The 16581-nt window shown below is 67.7% G+C and carries 7 protein-coding genes; 4 read left to right on the top strand and 3 right to left on the bottom strand.

The window, feature by feature from the left end; genetic code table 11:
* From ACO07Z_RS21705 to ACO07Z_RS21715, 3 genes are all read right to left on the bottom strand, one after another.
* Positions 1-1380, bottom strand: a complete 1380-nt coding sequence (locus ACO07Z_RS21705) for an aminotransferase class I/II-fold pyridoxal phosphate-dependent enzyme (RefSeq protein WP_421700598.1) — start codon at positions 1378-1380, stop codon at positions 1-3.
* Entirely contained in the window at positions 1377-8684 is a 7308-nt protein-coding gene (locus ACO07Z_RS21710; protein WP_421700599.1) for an SDR family NAD(P)-dependent oxidoreductase, read from the bottom strand. Before ACO07Z_RS21710 ends, ACO07Z_RS21705 begins: the two co-directional genes overlap by 4 nt.
* 99 nt (positions 8685-8783) lie before the next feature.
* Positions 8784-11030 (bottom strand): glycosyltransferase, encoded by a 2247-nt coding sequence (locus tag ACO07Z_RS21715; protein WP_421700600.1) that lies wholly within the window; start codon positions 11028-11030, stop codon positions 8784-8786.
* A 48-nt stretch (positions 11031-11078) separates the two neighbouring features.
* Here ACO07Z_RS21715 and ACO07Z_RS21720 point away from each other — a divergent pair, with 48 nt between their 5' ends.
* From ACO07Z_RS21720 to ACO07Z_RS21735, 4 genes are all read left to right on the top strand, one after another.
* On the top strand, positions 11079-11471 hold the full coding sequence (locus ACO07Z_RS21720) for a hypothetical protein (RefSeq protein WP_421700601.1): 393 nt from the start codon (positions 11079-11081) through the stop codon (positions 11469-11471).
* Between the two features lie 513 nt (positions 11472-11984).
* Complete coding sequence (locus tag ACO07Z_RS21725; RefSeq protein WP_421700602.1) at positions 11985-14165, top strand: polysaccharide pyruvyl transferase family protein; 2181 nt, start codon at positions 11985-11987, stop codon at positions 14163-14165.
* A 107-nt stretch (positions 14166-14272) separates the two neighbouring features.
* Positions 14273-15556 (top strand): capsule biosynthesis protein, encoded by a 1284-nt coding sequence (locus tag ACO07Z_RS21730; RefSeq protein WP_421700603.1) that lies wholly within the window; start codon positions 14273-14275, stop codon positions 15554-15556.
* Positions 15553-16365, top strand: a complete 813-nt coding sequence (locus tag ACO07Z_RS21735; protein WP_421700604.1) for an SDR family NAD(P)-dependent oxidoreductase — start codon at positions 15553-15555, stop codon at positions 16363-16365. Before ACO07Z_RS21730 ends, ACO07Z_RS21735 begins: the two co-directional genes overlap by 4 nt.
* The last annotated feature ends 216 nt before the right edge of the window (positions 16366-16581 follow it).

Below are 16581 nucleotides of genomic sequence, written 5' to 3' on the forward strand. Positions count from 1 at the left end.
TCACGTCCTCCGCTCGGGATCAGGAACCGCCGCGCCCTCTTCACCCTCAAAGCCGAGAGCCGCGAGGGAGCGGGAGCACTCGAAGATCTCGTCGACGAGCCAGCCGATGGCCTCATCGATTTGCTGCGCGGTATGGGCGCTGGTGATGAAAAAGCGCAGCCGCGCTGCCCGATGCGGCACGGCCGGGTGGATGATCGGCAGGACGTTGACGCCCCGCGCCAGAAGCCTCTCCGACAGCAGCACCGCCTTGAGGGAATCGCCGACCATGATCGGCACGATGGCGTGGCCTTCGGCGCTCCCGGTGGAAAGGCCGGCCGCCTGCGCGGCATCAAGGAAATGCCGGGCGTTGGCCTGCAGCCGCGCCACGCGCTCGCCCTCGTGCTCCAGGACGCCGAGGGCGGCGAGCGCGGCGCCTGCCGCCGCCGGCGGCAGGCCGACGCTGTAGACGAAGCCGGGCGCGGAAACCTTGAGATAGTCGATCAGAACCTGCGGCCCGGCGATGTAGCCCCCACAGGAGGCGAGCGCCTTGGACAGCGTGCCCATCCAGATGTCGACGCCGGCCGGATCAAGGCCGGCATGCTCGGCGATGCCGTGGCCGCGGGAGCCCAGCACGCCGACACCATGCGCTTCATCCACCATCAGCCAGGCGCCAAAACGCTGCTTGAGCTCGATGAGCCGGGCGAGGTCCGGCACGTCGCCATCCATGGAGTAGAGCCCCTCGACGACGATGAGCGCCCGCCGGTAGTGCTGCCGCTCGCTGATCAGCATGCGCTCCAGCGCGTCGAGATCGTTGTGGGGAAAGCTGCGGCGTGTGGCGCCGGCGAGTTCGATTCCGACGATGACGCTGTTGTGGATCAGCGCGTCGTGGAACACCGCATCCGGCGCGCCGACGATGGTGCCCAACGTGGTGACGTTGGCGGCGTGGCCGGAAACGAAGGACACGGCATCCTCCGCCCGGTGCAGCGCGGCCAAGCGCGCCTCCAGCGCACGGTGAATGGGCCTTTCGCCGGCGACCACGCGGCTCGCCGAGACGCTGGTGCCGTAGAGCGCGATCGCCTCCTGGGCCGCGCGTCTCACCTCGGGGTGGCTGTTCAGACCGAGATAGTCGTAGGAAGCGAAGTTCAGCACCTCCCGGCCGTCAATGCGGGTCAGGGCGCCAGCGCAGCCCTCATGAGGGCGAAAGAACGGATTGGCGATGCCCAGCGCTTCGCCCGTGGCGCGGATCATCCGCAATTCGTCATAGCCCGGCAAGGTCGCGAAGGAGGTGTCGTAGGCCGGCTTGGCGCCCGGCGCCGCGTCGCCGGGCCGTCCGCGCATGCGGGCCAGCAGCGCTGCGCGGGTGGCAGCATCGAGCTGGAGATCGTTGAGATGAGCGGTCATCGCAGCAGGCTCCCGTCGCGGCGGCTATCCTTGATCGCTTTGGCCTTCAGCGCCTCCACCATCGCCGCCGTCGGTGCGACATCGAGATGCCGGTCGATCAGCCGAGTGCTCTCCTCCGGGAGGAGGATGCCCGAAGCGGGGATCGCCTCGCCCGATGGCTCGGCGGGCGGGCGCAGCTTGCGCAGCACCCTGTCGGCGATGTCCTGCAGGGTCGCCCCGGAATCCAGACCGAGCATGGGCAGGGTCACCTTGTGGCGGCGCTGCATTTCCATGTCGAGTTCCAGCCCCATCAGCGAATCCATGCCGATGTCGCTGAGCGCGCGCGCCGGGTCGATGCTGTCCGGCGGCAGGCGAAGGATGCGACCGAGCTCGGTTGAAAGCAGGCGCAGCAATGTCTCGCGGGCCTGGCTTTCGCTCTGCTCGCGGATGAGCGCGACGAGGTCGTCCGCGGCGCTGGCATCGTCCGTGTGGTCGAAGCCGGGACGCAGCGCGGCGAAGGTGGCCCCGGCCATGACGGCGAGATCGCGCCCCGCCTGCCAGTTCACCGCTGCATGCACGCTGACGGGCGGCGTGGCGGCATCGGTCAGGCACGTCCCGAGATGATCGAGCGCTTCAGCGGCGGTGAGCGTGCCGAGTCCGAAGCGTCGGCTAAGCTTCTCCGAGGTGGCGCGATCACGCGCCAGTACGCCAGCATCCGAAATCGCGCCCCAGGCGATGGCAAGCCCCGGCTGCCCCTCGCGGCGCCGGCGGCGGGCAAGCCCTTCGAGATAGGCATTGGCCGCGACATAGGCGGCCTGTCCGGGATTGCCAACCAGCGTGGTGGCGGAGGAGAACAGCACGAAATAGTCGAGGTCCAGCCCGGCGGTCGCGGCGTCGAGATGGCGGGCGCCATCGACCTTAGGTCCGAGCACGGTCTCGAAGCGTCCATGGTCGAGATCGCGGATCAGGGCGTCATCCAGCACCATGGCCGTGTGCACCACCCCTGCTATGCGCCCATGGCGGACCCGGAGGCGCTCGATCAGTTCGGCGCAGGCCGCGGCATCGCGCACGTCGAGGCGCTCAGCCACGATGTTGGCGCCTTCGACCGCGAGCGGCGGATCAACGACGCCCCGGCGGGAGGCGACGACGACATGGCGGGCGCCGCGCATCGCCAGCCAGCGGGCGGTTTCGCGGCCAAAGCCGCCGCCACCGCCGACCACAAGGTGCACACCATCCGCCGCCGCTACGAAATTTCCGGCGCTGTTGGGGGGAGTCCGGGCGCGCTTGGGCGGGCGGATGAGGATCTTTCCGACGTGGCCGGAGCCCTGCATGAGCCGGAACGCCGCGCGTGCCTCGTCGGCGGCGAAGACGCGGTAGGGCAAGGGCCGCATCGTGCCGGCCTCGAACAGGGAGGCGATCTCGGCGAGCATGGAGGCGACCAACGCCGGCCGGGCGGCGATGAACTGATCGGCGTCGACGCCGAAATAGGTGAGGTTGCGGGCGAAGGGCCGCAACCCGATTGCGGTATTGGCCACGAAGTCGCGCTTGCCCAGCTCGACGAAGCGGCCGAAAGGCTTCAGCGCCCGCACCGACAGCTCCATGGCCCGTCCGGCGAGCGAGTTCAGAACGACGTCGCACCCACCTTCCGCCTGCAGCATCCGCGCGAACGCCGTGCTGCGGGAATCATGCACGACTTCAGCTCCCAGCATGCGGGCAAGGGCGCGCTTCTCCGGCGTGCCTGCGGTGGCAACCACGCGGGCGCCGCGCATCAGGGCGATTTGCAGGGCGGCCATGCCGACCCCCCCGGCAGCGCCGTGAATGAGCACCGTTTCCCCTGCTTCCAGCCGGGCGCAGTGCACCAGGGCGTACCAAGCGGTCAGAAAGGCCACCGGCAGCGTCGCGGCCGCCTCGGCAGAGAGGCCGGCAGGGGTGGGCAGGACGGCGGCGGCGGGCACGGTGACGTGGGTGGCGAAGGCGCCGGGTGCGAAGGCGATCACGGCGTCGCCCGGTTTGAGATCCGCGACGTCGGCACCGATGCGGGTGATGGAGCCGGCGCATTCAAAGCCGAGCGTCGGGCCGGCGAAGCCTTCCGCCAACATGTCGTCGCCGACGAGCCCCTGGGCGAACATCACGTCGCGGAAATTGAGCGCAGTCACCTCGATGGCGATTTCCACCTCGCCGGGTCCAGGGCTGCGGCGTGGCTCCGGCTGCCAGACAAGGCGGTCGAGCGAGCCTGGCAGCGGCATGGCGAGACGCGCGGCGGTGTGGGTACCGTCCGCCGCCGCCGGTTCCGCTGGCGCCAGACGCACCGCCTTCAGGCCGCGGGCATCGATCACCAGTTCCCGCTCGCCGGGAACGCCAGAGACGGCGCGTGCAAGCTCGCGCAAAGCGGCTGCGTCGATCATCGGTTCCTCGACCGCGATCAGCCTGATGTCGAGATCGGGGTATTCGTTGATCGCCGTCCGCCCGAACGCCCACAGCGCTGCCGAGGAGGGGACGTCGCCCAGCGGGTCGCCGGCCACGAGCAGGCGCACGGGGGGCGCCTTGGGGCTGGCTCGCAGCGCCTCAAGGAGTTGGCGCGCCTCGCTCAGCGTCCCGGCGAGGGTGCAGGCATCGTCGCCGCTTGCGAGTCGCCAGACGAGCACGCTGCCTGCGGTTCCGACCCTCAGAAAGGAGGGGTCAGGGTCAAGTACGTAGCCGGCTTCGGAAATGAGGCAGGCGCCGGCGTCGTCTTTGAGCAGGGCCGTGAGGGCGGCCACGCTTACCTCGTCGTCCACGACCTCTGTTGCCGGAGAGGCGAGAACTGTGATGTCGATGGCGGCTCGTGCGTCGCGCAGCCGGCGGCCACCGCGTGTGCCGGGCGGGGCGTTGATGGTCATCAGCTGGGCAAAGCCACTGGCCGCGAAGCCGAGGCAGACGAGCGCACCTCCCTGCCGCAACGCGCCACCGAGCCGTCGGGCCATCTCCCCGCCGGGATCGAGCGGAAGGCGTGGATCGAAATGGAGGATGAGGTCCGCCTCCAAAGCATGTTCCTGATGGCCCAAGCAAATCCCCGCCGAAGGGTGAAGGCGATCGGCGAGGGTGGCGCGCGCGGCGGGGTCGGAGGGCAGGACGGTAAGGACGATGTCTCCCGCCTCTGCCAGCGGGCGCAGGGCGTCGAGCAGTACACCGTGCCGCTCCACCACGACCACAGACACCGGCGCGGCGAGTCCCTGCGCGACCTGCGCAACCAGCGCTGTGACCTGTCCGGCGAGGGTGCGGGCGGCCGGGGAGGCGCTCTCCCACTGGTCGATGAGACCGGCGCCGGGAACGATGTCCAGCATGCCGCGTAGGTGGGCCGCAAGATCGGCAGCGAGGCGGGCGCCGATGGCGAGTTCTGCGGCGCGGTCCGGCGCCAGCCTCGCGATCTCATGCAGCAGAGGCTCGGGCGCCGGCAGGTCGCTCTGCGGCAGCAGGCGCCATCCACCGGCCAGAGTGTGGCGGGCGAGGCCGCCCTCGGCGAGAAGTTCAAGCAGCGACAGGAACGCCGGGCTCCGCTCTGCCGCGAGCTTCCCCTTATCAACCAGCGCGTCGATGCTGACAGGGGCGTCCTCCCGCAGCGCGTCGCCGGCGATGTCGATCACGGCTCGATGGGCGATGGCGTAGGCCAGAGCGTCCAGGATCAGTGCGTCGTCGGCCGACTCGACATCGCCGGCGGCATCGAGAAACGCCTGCACACGCTGGTGCGCCTGCGTCACCGCCGGGCCGAGGCGGACGAAGCTCTGGCGGAAATCGCGGTCTAGCGCCGGCGTGGAGGTTAGCGCCACCGCGCGAAGCTCGACACCTTCGATGTGGGCGATCTCGTCTCCCGCCGCATCCAGCAGCGTCACGTCGAGCGCCAGCGCGCGGGGGCTGGCGCGCTGGATGGTCAGGGCCGCACGCACCGGAAGTGCCGAGCTTGCGACGGTGAGGGCCGCAAAGCGAACCGGCAGGAAGGCGGTCCCGGCAGGTGCCGCGAGTCCATCGGCTGCGAGGACAAGACCGTGCAGGGCCGCGTCCGCCAGTGTTGGCGCCAGCACATAGGCGTGTGGCGGGTGCTGCGGCGGGGTGAAAGTGAGGTCGATGTGGGCGCCCACGCGCCTCGCCGTGTGGACCAGACGGAAGGCCGGCCCGTAGTCGAGCCCGAGCCGGGCGGCAGCGGCGTAGAGCCCGTCGGCGTCGAGCACGGTCCCACCCTCGGTGAGCGCCGGGCGCGCGGTGGTGGGTGTTGCGGGGCCGGTTTCGGCCAGCACCCGCCCCTGTGCGTGAAGGCTCCAGTCCTGCGAGCCCCGTGTGCGGGAGGAAATGATGACGCCCCCGGCGGGCTCGGTCGCGACCCGCGTCTCCACGCTCTCGCCGGGTGACAGGCGAAGCGCCGTCAGAATGGCAAAGTCCTCAAGCCGCAGTCGCCCGGTGCCGAGCGTCTCGCGGCCGGCTGCCAGCGCCATTTCCGCCAGCATGGTCCCCGGCAGCACAACATGGCCGCCGACTTTGTGGTCGCAGAGGAAGGGGCGCGTCTCGATGTCCAGCATGCCCCGCCATTCGTTGCTGCCGTCGCGCAGCCGCTGGCCCAGCAGGGGATGATCTGGGCCCGTGCCGCCGATAAGGTCGATGGCTTCCGGGGAGCGCGGCGGGCGAATGGACTGGCGTTGCCAAGGCGTCTTGGGCAGGTTGAGCCGGGCGGGGGAGAGGGCAGGGCCGAAAACGGCTTCCTCGTCCACCGCCGCGCCGTTCACCAGCGCGGCGAGCAGGCTACGCTCCACCGGGTCGTCCTCCGCCGTGTCCTTCTCCTGGAGCGAGGCGAGCACGGTGGCCGGGCGTCCCTCATCGGCAAGGATCTCCCTCAGGAAACCGGTGAGGACGGCCTTCGGCCCGATCTCCAGAAAAATGCCGATGGAGCTGTCGCGGGCCACGGTCCGCACCGCTGCGTGAAACTGAACGGGCTGGCGGATATTGTCCCACCAATAGGCGGCACCGAGCGTGTCGCCCTCGACGCGCTCCCCCGTGACCGTCGAGATCAAGGGGATCGCCGGCGCGCTGGGCGTCAGCATCGACAGCGTTTCAAGCATGGGTTCGTAGAGCGGCCCCATCGCCCGCGAATGGAAGGCGTAGTCGAGACCCAGGCGCTTGCCTACCGTACCCTCGCCACGGGCCCGGCGCAGCACCGCGTCGATGGCCGCACTTGGTCCCGAGAGCGTGACACCGGTGGGGGCGTTGATCGCCCCGATGACGAGGTCAGGCTGTTCTGCGGCGGCAATCAGCTCCTGCGCCTGCTCCGGCGTCGCCATCAGGAAGGCCATGGCACCGGAGCCCCGTGTGCGACCCTGAAGCTGGCTGCGCCAGTAGATGAGGCGCACCGCATCGAGCAGGCTTAGCGCGCCGGAAATATGGGCAGCAGCGATCTCGCCGACACTGTGGCCGACAACCGCCGCCGGCGCGCAGCCGCCCGCCATCAGCGCGCGGGCGAGCGCAACCTGCAGCGCGAAGATCAGCGGCTGTGCCGTCTCGGTGGCGGCCAGCTCCGTTTCGTTCGGGGGCTGGACGAAGGACTCTGCCAGCGACCAGCCGGCCAGCGGCTTGAAGATAGCGTCGATCTTCTCGACCTCACGCCGGAACACCGCGCTGGCCTGCCAGGCGGCGTGGCCCATGCCGGCATATTGCCCGCCATTGCCCGTGAAGACGAAGGCCACCCCACCGGCCCCGCCGCGCGGCGCACCGCGCAGCAGCGCGCCCTCGCCATCGCCGGCGGCGATGCGGCGCAGGCGGGCAGGCGCATCCGGCCCCTTCACCGCGATGGCCAGGCGATGGGGCAGCGTCGAGCGGCCATGCGCGGCGGCGTGGGCGACGGTTTCCGGCGCCGCCTCGCCCTCCAGCCGGTCAGCATAGGCGTTGGCGAGGGCGGACAGGCTCTGCGGGTCAGATGCCGAGATCATCAGCACCGGCGCGGTGGCGCGCGGGTCCGCGTCCGGGACCTCATGGGCCTCGGGCAGGCGGATGACGGCATGGGCGTTAGTGCCGCCAAAGCCGAAGGAGGAGACCCCGGCAATGCGCGCCTCGGCGCCGAGCGCGAGCGGCGCGGCCGCGGGGCGAAGGTTGAGCGCCTCGAAGTCGATGGACGGATTCAGCGTGTCGAGGTGAAGCGAGGCCGGCAGTTCGTGCCGCTCCAGTGCGTTCAGCGCTTTCAGCAGGCCGGCGAGGCCCGAGGCGGGCTCGAGATGGCCGATATTCGACTTCACAGAACCGATGGGGAGCGGCGAGGAGCGTCGCCCGCCAAGGGCGGCGCCGATGGCGCGCGCCTCCGCCGGATCACCGACCAGCGTGCCGGTGCCGTGCGCCTCGATGAAGGCGAGGCGATCAGGGTCGATGCCCCGCCGCTCATAGAGTTCCTCGATCAGCCGCTGCTGCGCCCGGCTCTCCGGCATGGCGATGCCCAGTGTGCGCCCGTCGGAATTAGTGCCGGTGGCCATGACCACGGCGCGCGGCGTTCGGCGCAGGCGCTGCGCGCCCGAAAGGCGGCTCAACACCGTCACGACGCCACCCTCGGCGCGGACATAGCCATCGGCCCCACCGGAAAACGGGCGGCAGCGGCCGGTCGGCGACAGCATCCCAGCGCGCGAAAAGCCAATGAAATTGAACGGGCTGACGAGGATATTCACCCCGGCGACCACAGCGGTATCGACCTCACCGCTTTCGATCGCCTTCACCGCGCGGTCGAAGGCGACCAGCGAGGATGAGCAGGCTGTATCGATGGTGAGGCTCGGGCCGGTGAATCCGAAGACGTGCGAGATGCGGTTGGCGATGATCGACAGCGCGTTGCCGGTCACGAAATGCGCATCGGCCGCCGCGATATCGGGAACGAAATGCAGCGAGTGGTCGAGCGAGGACGCCCCGACAAAGACGCCGACAGGCGCCCCGGCGAGCGGCGACAGCGGAATATTGGCGTCCTCGAACGCCTCGCGCACCAGTTCGAGCAGCAGCCTCTGCTGCGGATCGATCTGTTCCGCCTCGCGGGGGGATAGGCCGAATGCGCTGGCGTCGAAGCCATAGATGTCGTCCAGCACGCCGGCGGCGAAGGTATAGGCCCGTCCCGGCGTCCCGCGTACCGGATGGAGGAAGCGTGGATGCGACCAGCGGTCGGCCGGAATTTCGGTCACGGCGCAGGCGCCCCGGGCCAGCAGGGACCAGAAGGCCGCTTCGTCCGGCGCTCCCGGCAGGCGGCAGCCGCAGCCCATGATCGCCGCACTGTGCTGCGGCTGTGAGGAAACGGGGGAGAGTGCGGCGTCCGCGCCGTGAACGATGCTATCCAATCGGCACCTCATCTGACCTCAAGCGAACAGGGTGCCCGGCCGTGAAAGCGGGGGCTTTCACGGCGCAGCCATTTTCGGGGGAGCGGCAAAGAGGAATGCCTATCCCCGAAAGGCGGCAGCGCCCCAGCCGGACGCGGCGGCCTCCGGTGCCGGCCCCTCCGCGCGCAGCGCCTCGCCAGCCTGCTGCTGAATCCGCTGCTGGATGCGGGCGGAAATCGCCCCGCTCCACTGGCGGAAATCATATTTGCGGGTGACGCGGGACTGGCCGGCGGCGGCGCGGGTGGCGCGCAATTCGGCGTCGGTCGCCGCCTGATAGAGGGCGTGAGCGGCGGCCTCCACATCCGGGACGCCCCACTGCCCGATATAGCCCCGGCTGGCGAGATATTCCGGGGGGGCCGGCGTCTGTTGCACCGGCACAAGGAAGGCATTGTCGGCGTCGCAAAAATCCTGCGAACCGGAATAGTCGGACACGACCACGGCCTTGCCCGCGAACATGGCGTCAGCGATGAAGTAGCCGAAGCCCTCTGAACGGTGCAGCGACACCATAGCGTCGACGCTCCACATCAGGGTCCAGTATTCCTCGGCGGTGAGATTGCCTTCGACAAGCGCGATTCGGTCGTCGCCGGCGATACGCTCCTCGATCTCCTCCCAGTATGAATCGATATTGCTCCAGTGGCCGGGATTGACCTCCCGGATCTTGATCAGAAGCCGTACATTAAGGTCGCTGTCCTCGAACGCGCGCTGGAAGGCTTTCACCACATCCAGCGGGTTCTTGCGGACGATGGACGAGCCGAATTCCGCCGCCGTGAGGAAGATGAACGCGGTCGGGTCGGTCCGGAAGCGGTCGAGAAATGAGACATGGGCAAGGGGGGCGTGCAGCCCCTTGTCGACTACCGTCACCGGAACCGGGGTGATCTTGCGGTACGCCTCGGCGACATAGTGGCTCGGTGTCCAGATCTCGTCGACGGCAAGCGCGCCGAGCGTGTGGTTCGGTGGCGGGCGGTCGCTTTCCCAGAGATAGAAGCCGATGATGTGCGCGTCCTCGCAAATGCCGGCGAAGCGGGCGATCATCTCCGGCGCCCGGTCGGCATTCACGCACAGAAGGACGACCCGGGCGCGCACCCCGATATTCGGGTTGTAGCTGGCATCGGGATTGACGCAGGAGCCGTCATCGGCGTTGAACACCAGCGGCGCGAAGGAGGCCAGCGCCTCGGTGAACATACTGAGATTGCGCCCGACTCCGGTTTCGTTGGCATGGCCGATAATGACGAGGTCGCGCCGGGGCACGTCGTCGCGTACCGACACCGGCGCCTCGACCCGCCCCAGCGCGGAGAGAGCCGACAGCTCGGGGGCGCGGGCATAGACATCGTGATGCAGCCGCTCGCGCCAGAGTTCGGCACCGTGTTCGGCGACGGCGATGTCGGGATACGGCGTGTCGGCAAGGATCGAGATCAGTGCCAGATCGAAGCGGGTGAAATCGGAGGTGCCGCCGGCGCCCCAATAGGCCCGCCAGACATGCGGCGTAAAGGACAGCCGGTCCGGCTGGGTGACGTCGAGCGCCACTTCCTTGAAGCTGGTGAGGCGGATGAAGTCCTCGTCCCGCAGCCGGTTGCCCAACCCCTGGTCTTCCAGCAGGAACAGCCAATACCAGCTCCAGGGCAGTTCACGGCTGCGGAACATGTCGGCCGGCGCCGAAAGCGAGCGTCGCAGCCCCTCGGACACCAGCTTGACGTTGTTCTTGTCGGCGATGAAGGGGGCCGTAGCGAACTTGTACTGGACGAGGCGCAGACCTTCGTCGGTGAAGATGTCGATATGCGGGTAGTGCCGGCGCCAGAAGGCGAACAGGGTGAGGCTGATCTCGTGCTTCATCACCCGCCGGTTCATGACCGGTTCGCTGAGAAGCGCATGTATTTCGTCGGTAAGACAGAAGACATGGCGCTTGTACCAGTCCTCAAATACCTCTGATACGATCCAATTCGCTACTGACTGCCCGCCGGAAAGCTTGCTCTTCAGCTCCAGGCGATTGGCCATGTAACGGGTGTACACCGAAGCGCGCCAACGGGCCGGCGGCTCGTCCGAGCTCTCCAAGCGGCGCGTGACATTGGGGATGTCGTGCCAGACGAGGTGGCGCAGCCGCGCCTCCCGGGCCGAGCCGCCGATGCCGACGATGAAATGCGTTAAATCCTCCCGCGCCTCCGGGCTGGTCCAGTAGGCCTGAACGGCGATCGGGCCCGCGAGGGCGCTCGCGTCGTCGACGCGCAGCACCATCTGCCGATGCGTGGCAAAGCGGTAGCCGGTGACGTGGACGGGCATATGGGTCTCGGGCGAGGTGGTGAGCTCGAACACGCAGACCCCGTCGACCTCCAGCCGCAGCGTGACTGGGCGCAGCAGATCATGGCGGTGGAAGCCCCAGGCAACACATTGCCCGCCTTCAAAAAACACGCCGCCATCGACGTTTTCGTTCTCCGGAATCCGCAAGTAGTTTTGGCAAGAGTTGGCGAACGCATATGCGTTTTGAAGTTGTTCGTCAGCATTCATGCCGTCATCGCCGATTCGTGTATCGCGCAGCGTTTGGGCCGGCGACACCACGTTTTCGGGGTTGAAGTCGCGTCCAGCCTGATGCCCGAAGGTCTCAAAATTCATGAGCCACCCGTTTCGATGGTCGACGTTTCGAGGGGGATCAGCCTTCGAAAGCCGTCAAAGCAATCGAAGATGATGCGTGCCATGTGCATTGCAGCATCAAAAGTGACGACCTGTCTAGAGGCTGCGTTGCGTATTAATGCATGAATATTCAGCATAAATGGTACTAAGAAACCAATATCGATGACAATTCGTCCCATTACGTTAATAGACGCAATTTTGAACGAAAATAACCGGAGTGTTTGCCGTGTTATCGCGCCCGATGGAGGGGGAATAAAGTTCATCTCTTTAAGGCGATAACGTGATTGGCCAGAATATGGTGCTTATTTACCGATAGATCGCAGTGTTTCGCGTGAAAATGAGACGGTACTTTCATTCACCGTCTGCTGCATTGCGGTAGCATGAGAGTGCGATGCAATCGTCTGTGGCATATGGAATTCGGCACGATGTCCGATCCCCGTCGGGGAGTGTCGCCAGGTCTTTTTGATCGCCGGATCAGGCCATCGGCGGTGCTGAGGTGGAAGAAGTCTCACCGGAAGGCGATATTTCAAGCGGAGTAGACACGATGGAAAAATCGAACAATACTACTAGCATGATTGCCCCCAAGTGACGCGATCGTTCCACGGACATTTCGGATATGCTTATGGCGCGTGAGGCTGTATGAAAACACCGCTTGAGGCGATCGTTCGCAGCGAAGGTGAAGTGCGGCTCGGCTGGGCCGGTTCGACCACGCTGATGGACTATCTGAACTTTGAGGACGCACTCAGTCCGGTGCTCACGGCCATGGTTGGCGGGGTGCCGGTGCGGCGCGTGCCGGCGAAATCGAACTCGATCCGCATGGCCGCGATCGGTGCCATCGGACACACGTTCGAAGGCGGCCAGGTGCATGTCTGGGGCACGGGCTGCTCGCCTTGGAAAAACCCGTCAGCGCCGGCCGACCGCCGGGTGGCCTTCGCCCCGCCCGCCCACGGCGCGATGGTGCTGCACGCTACCAGCGGACCGGTGGCCGAGCGGCTGATGGCCAATGGCGGCCCGCGCCCGGGGCTTTACGGCGACCCGACGTGGCTGTTGCCGCGCTTTTATCGTCCCCGCATCCGAAAAAAGTGGAAGCTCGGGGTGATTCTCCACCTCTCCGAACTTGCCGACCGCTCTCATGAAGCACGACCGCTGCCGGCCTTCGTGCGCTACCGGATTCCCGACGAGTTCAGGGACGACGTCCACCTCATCACCACGGTGACGCCCCTGGGCGTGCCGGCGCTGAAGGCAAAGCTCGACGAAATCCTCGCCTGCGAGCGCATCGTCTCGATGAGCATGCATGGGCTGATCATCGCCGAGGCCTACGGCATCCCCTGTCTTTATTTTTCTCCGCTTGCCGAGCCCCTCGGGCTGGGGCGGCTCGCCCTGGACCCGGAAGGGCCGGCGGACCTGCGGATCGTCGATCTCTATCTCGGCCTCGGCCGGCGGCACATCCCCGCCTATTTCCAGGATCGCGGCCTGCCGACCGACTGGCGGGCGTTGATGGACGCGGTGGACCGCGCCTGGGAGCCCGCGGGCTTCGACGCCGGGCCGTTGATCGAGGCGTTTCCCTTCACGCCGTCGCCGCTCAAGGCGCCCGCCGGCAAGAGCATCTGGGACCATCCCGTCATAAAGGGGCTGACCTTGCAGCATGACGTGGCGCTGCTGCGCCAGCAGGACCGCGACGCTGATGGCGAGCCGGCGGGCGGGCCGGTCCCGGCGAGGACACCCGCCGCCCCGCCACCCGTCGCGAAGGTGGTCGGCGAGGCTCCAGGCAGTTCCCCACCTCGGCCGCCTGCGATGGCGCCGGGTGGCATGGCTCCCGATCTCGCCACTCTCCTGCGGATGAATGCCGACCGCATCTCCATCCCGCTTTCCTGGGCGGCCACGACCCGGGAAACCCCGCATGCCAATCTTGGCGACACGCTGAGCGCACTGATGGTCGCGGGCATGGCGGGCGTCACCGTCCGCCGCGCCGGCTTCGACCAGCCGATCGAGCGCATGGTCGCCGTGGGCACCATCGGCCATAACCAGCGTAACGGCATCCTGCATTTCTGGGGCACGGGCGTCGATGCCGAGCGCAATCCGGTGGATCCGCTGGTGCGGGGCTATGTGCGCCCGGCCGACACCCAGTTTCACATCCACGCTCTGCGCGGCCCCAACAGCGCCCGCACGCTGCGCGCCGCCGGCATGGAGGTTCCCGACATTTTCGGCGACCCGGTATGGATGCTCCCGCGCTTCTGGCCGATGAAGGAGGTGGAAAAGACGCATGATCTCGGCGTCATCCTCCACATCACCGAATTGGACGACCGCACGCCGGAAGCTACCGCCAAAGCGTCGCTGCGCCGCTATGGCGTGCCAGAGGCCTTCAAGGGCCGCATCCGGCTCATCAACACGCACTGCCCGCCCACCGTCGAAGCGATGCGGGGCAAGGTGGCGGAAATCGTTTCCTGCCGCGCCATCGTATCGACCAGCCTGCACGGTCTCGTCATTGCCGAGACCTACGGCATCCCGTGCGCGTGGTTTGCTACTTATGGCGACGGCGAAGGTCGGATGCTCGATCTCGGCAATCCGCAGCACCAGATTGACCACCGTATGCGCGATTTTTATTCCGGCGTCGGGCGCACAACGCTGTCCTCCTATTGTCTCGACCGCTCGAAACCGACGGATTGGGCCGCCGTCCTTTCCTGGGTGCACGGCAAATGGCGGCCATTAAGCTATGACGACCGCCCGCTGATCCGTGCCTTTCCTCTGCCGCTGGCGGTGTCGCCGGACGACATGAACTGGCCGCTGCCGGCCGAAATCGTCGATCGGATCGACTATTGAGAGCGGCGGCACTCAAGCTCCCCGGGCCGGTGACCCTCGGCTCCCCACCCCTGGGCATCAGGGCGTTTGGCTCCCCGGCGGAACGCACGGCCCTGCCGGCGCCCCCGGTGGAAGCGGCCCGGCCTGGCGGTGCGGCAGGCGCGACCGATCTGTTCGCCGATCGCTGCTTCCTGTTCCTGCAGGGTCCGGCCTCGCCCTTCGGCTTCCGCCTCGCGCGGGCCTTGCGCCGGCGCGGCGCCCGCATTGTGAAGGTTCATCTCTGCGGGGGAGATACGGTCTTCTGGCCCGGGGCTGCCCGTCTCTTTCGCGGCCGGCCGGAAGAGTGGCCGGCTTATGTGGAACGGATGATGGCCCTGGAGGGGGTCAGCGATCTCGTGCTGTTCGGCGACTGCCGCCCCTACCATGCGCCCGCCGTGCTTGCCGGTCGCGGGCGGGGCGTGCGGCTGCATTTGCTGGAGGAGGGCTATGAGCGCCCGGGCTGGATCACCTGCGAATCCCATGGCGTGAACGCCCATTCCGATCTGCCGCGCACGCCGCAGGCGATCCGGGAGGCGGCCGTCGCCCTCGGCACTCACGCGGCGGCTGCCCCCCGGCGGGCCGAGACACACGGGGCGCCTTCCGCCGAGCCTTTCGCGCGCCGGGCGCTGTGGGACGTTGCCTGGCATGCGGGCCACACGGCGCTGGCGCCGCTTTTCCCGCGCTACCGCCGCCACACGCTGGCCCACCCCGCCATCGATTACGCGGGCTGGCTGCTTCGCTGGCTAACGATGTCGGGCGCCAACCGCCGCGACCGCCGGGCGCGAGCGGCGATCGCCGACGGCCGCCCCTGTTTCCTGCTGCCGCTGCAGCTCGAAGGCGACTACCAGATGCGCATGCACTCGCGCTTCCGCTCGGTCGAGGAGGTTGTAAGGCACGTCCTCGCCTCCTTCGCCCGGGCGGCACCCGCGGACGCGCGCCTGGTGGTGAAACGGCACCCTTACGACACGCGCGTGCCGGCCGCCCACAAGATGGTGGCGCGCCTGGCGGAGGAATACGGCCTCGCCGGCCGCGTCGTCTTCATCGAGCGCGGCGCCATCGACCCGCTGGTCGCAATGAGTGCTGGCGTGGTGCTGGTGAATTCCACCACCGCCATGCTGGCCCTGCGAGAAGGGCGGCCGCTCAAGGTGCTGGGCCGCGCCACCTACGACATGCCGGGGCTGTCGCACCAGGGAACGCTCGATGCGTTCTGGACCGAGGGGGTGGCACCGGACGCCGACCTCTTTCATGACTACCGGCGCGTCGTGCTGGCGCGCACGCAGGTCGCCGGTGGCTTCTTCGCACCCAACACTATCGCGCGCGCGGTGGAAGCATTGGTGGCCCGCATGGCGGTCGTGGAGGCGCGGTCGGCATGAACGGGCGGCACATCCTCATCACCGGCGCCTCAAGCGGGCTGGGCGCTGCCCTGGCCCGGCATTACGCGCGCGAGAACGTGTGCCTTTTGCTGATCGCCCGCAATGCGGCGCGGCTCGATGCGGTGGCGCAGCAGTGCCGGGCGCGCGGGGCGCGGGTGCGGGGCGAAATTCTCGACGTGCGCGACAGCGTGCCCTTGGCTCATCTCATCGCGGCCGTCGATGCCGAGACGCCGATCGACACAGTGATCGCCAATGCCGGCGTCGAGGCGAGCCTTGGTGAAGGCGGCGAAGCCGAGACACTGCACGACGTGTTGGCCCAGATCCGCACGAATTTCGAGGGCGCCATCGCCACCGTGCTGCCGCTGCTGGATTCGATGCGCAGGCGCGGCGAGGGGCGGGTCGTGCTCGTCTCGTCGTTGGCCGGGCGCATGCCAATACCGGACCAGCCGACCTACAGCGCCACCAAGGCTGGGCTGATCGCTTTCGGCGAGGCGCTGCGCCCGGTGCTGGCGGCGCGGGGTGTGAGTCTGACGGTGGCCTGCCCGGGCTTCATCGACACCGGGATGAGCCGCGCCTATCGCGGCGGGCGCCCGCTGCAATGGGACGCCTCGCGCGCTGCCGCCGCCATTGCGGCTGCTGCGGAACGCGGCGCGCGAAGCGTCGCCTTCCCGCTGCCCCTGGTGATGCTCATCACATTGGGGCGCTGTGTGCCTGCGTTTCTGCGTGCGGCGGTGCTGCGGCTGTTCTTCGCCGTCGAGATTGGACGCCCGCCTGAGAAAGGCGCCGCGTCGGTGGGCGGGCCACCATAGCCGGTCCCGGATGTTCAATGGTTATCAGTTCGTATTGTCGTCGCTTATGTTCGTGGATGGTAAATGTATAGAAATATAATGCTCGCAAGATTGAACAAAATAACTTCATAAAATTATGTTGACGTTCATTTTCCTGCGTATAGTCTTTTCGCAAATGCGAAATAAGCGGTGTGTTCTGTAATTCAACGCAGTTCGACAACGTTAAACGTGAGGAGA

This window comes from Ancylobacter sp. (assembly GCF_965229075.1).
GTDB lineage: Bacteria > Pseudomonadota > Alphaproteobacteria > Rhizobiales > Xanthobacteraceae > Ancylobacter.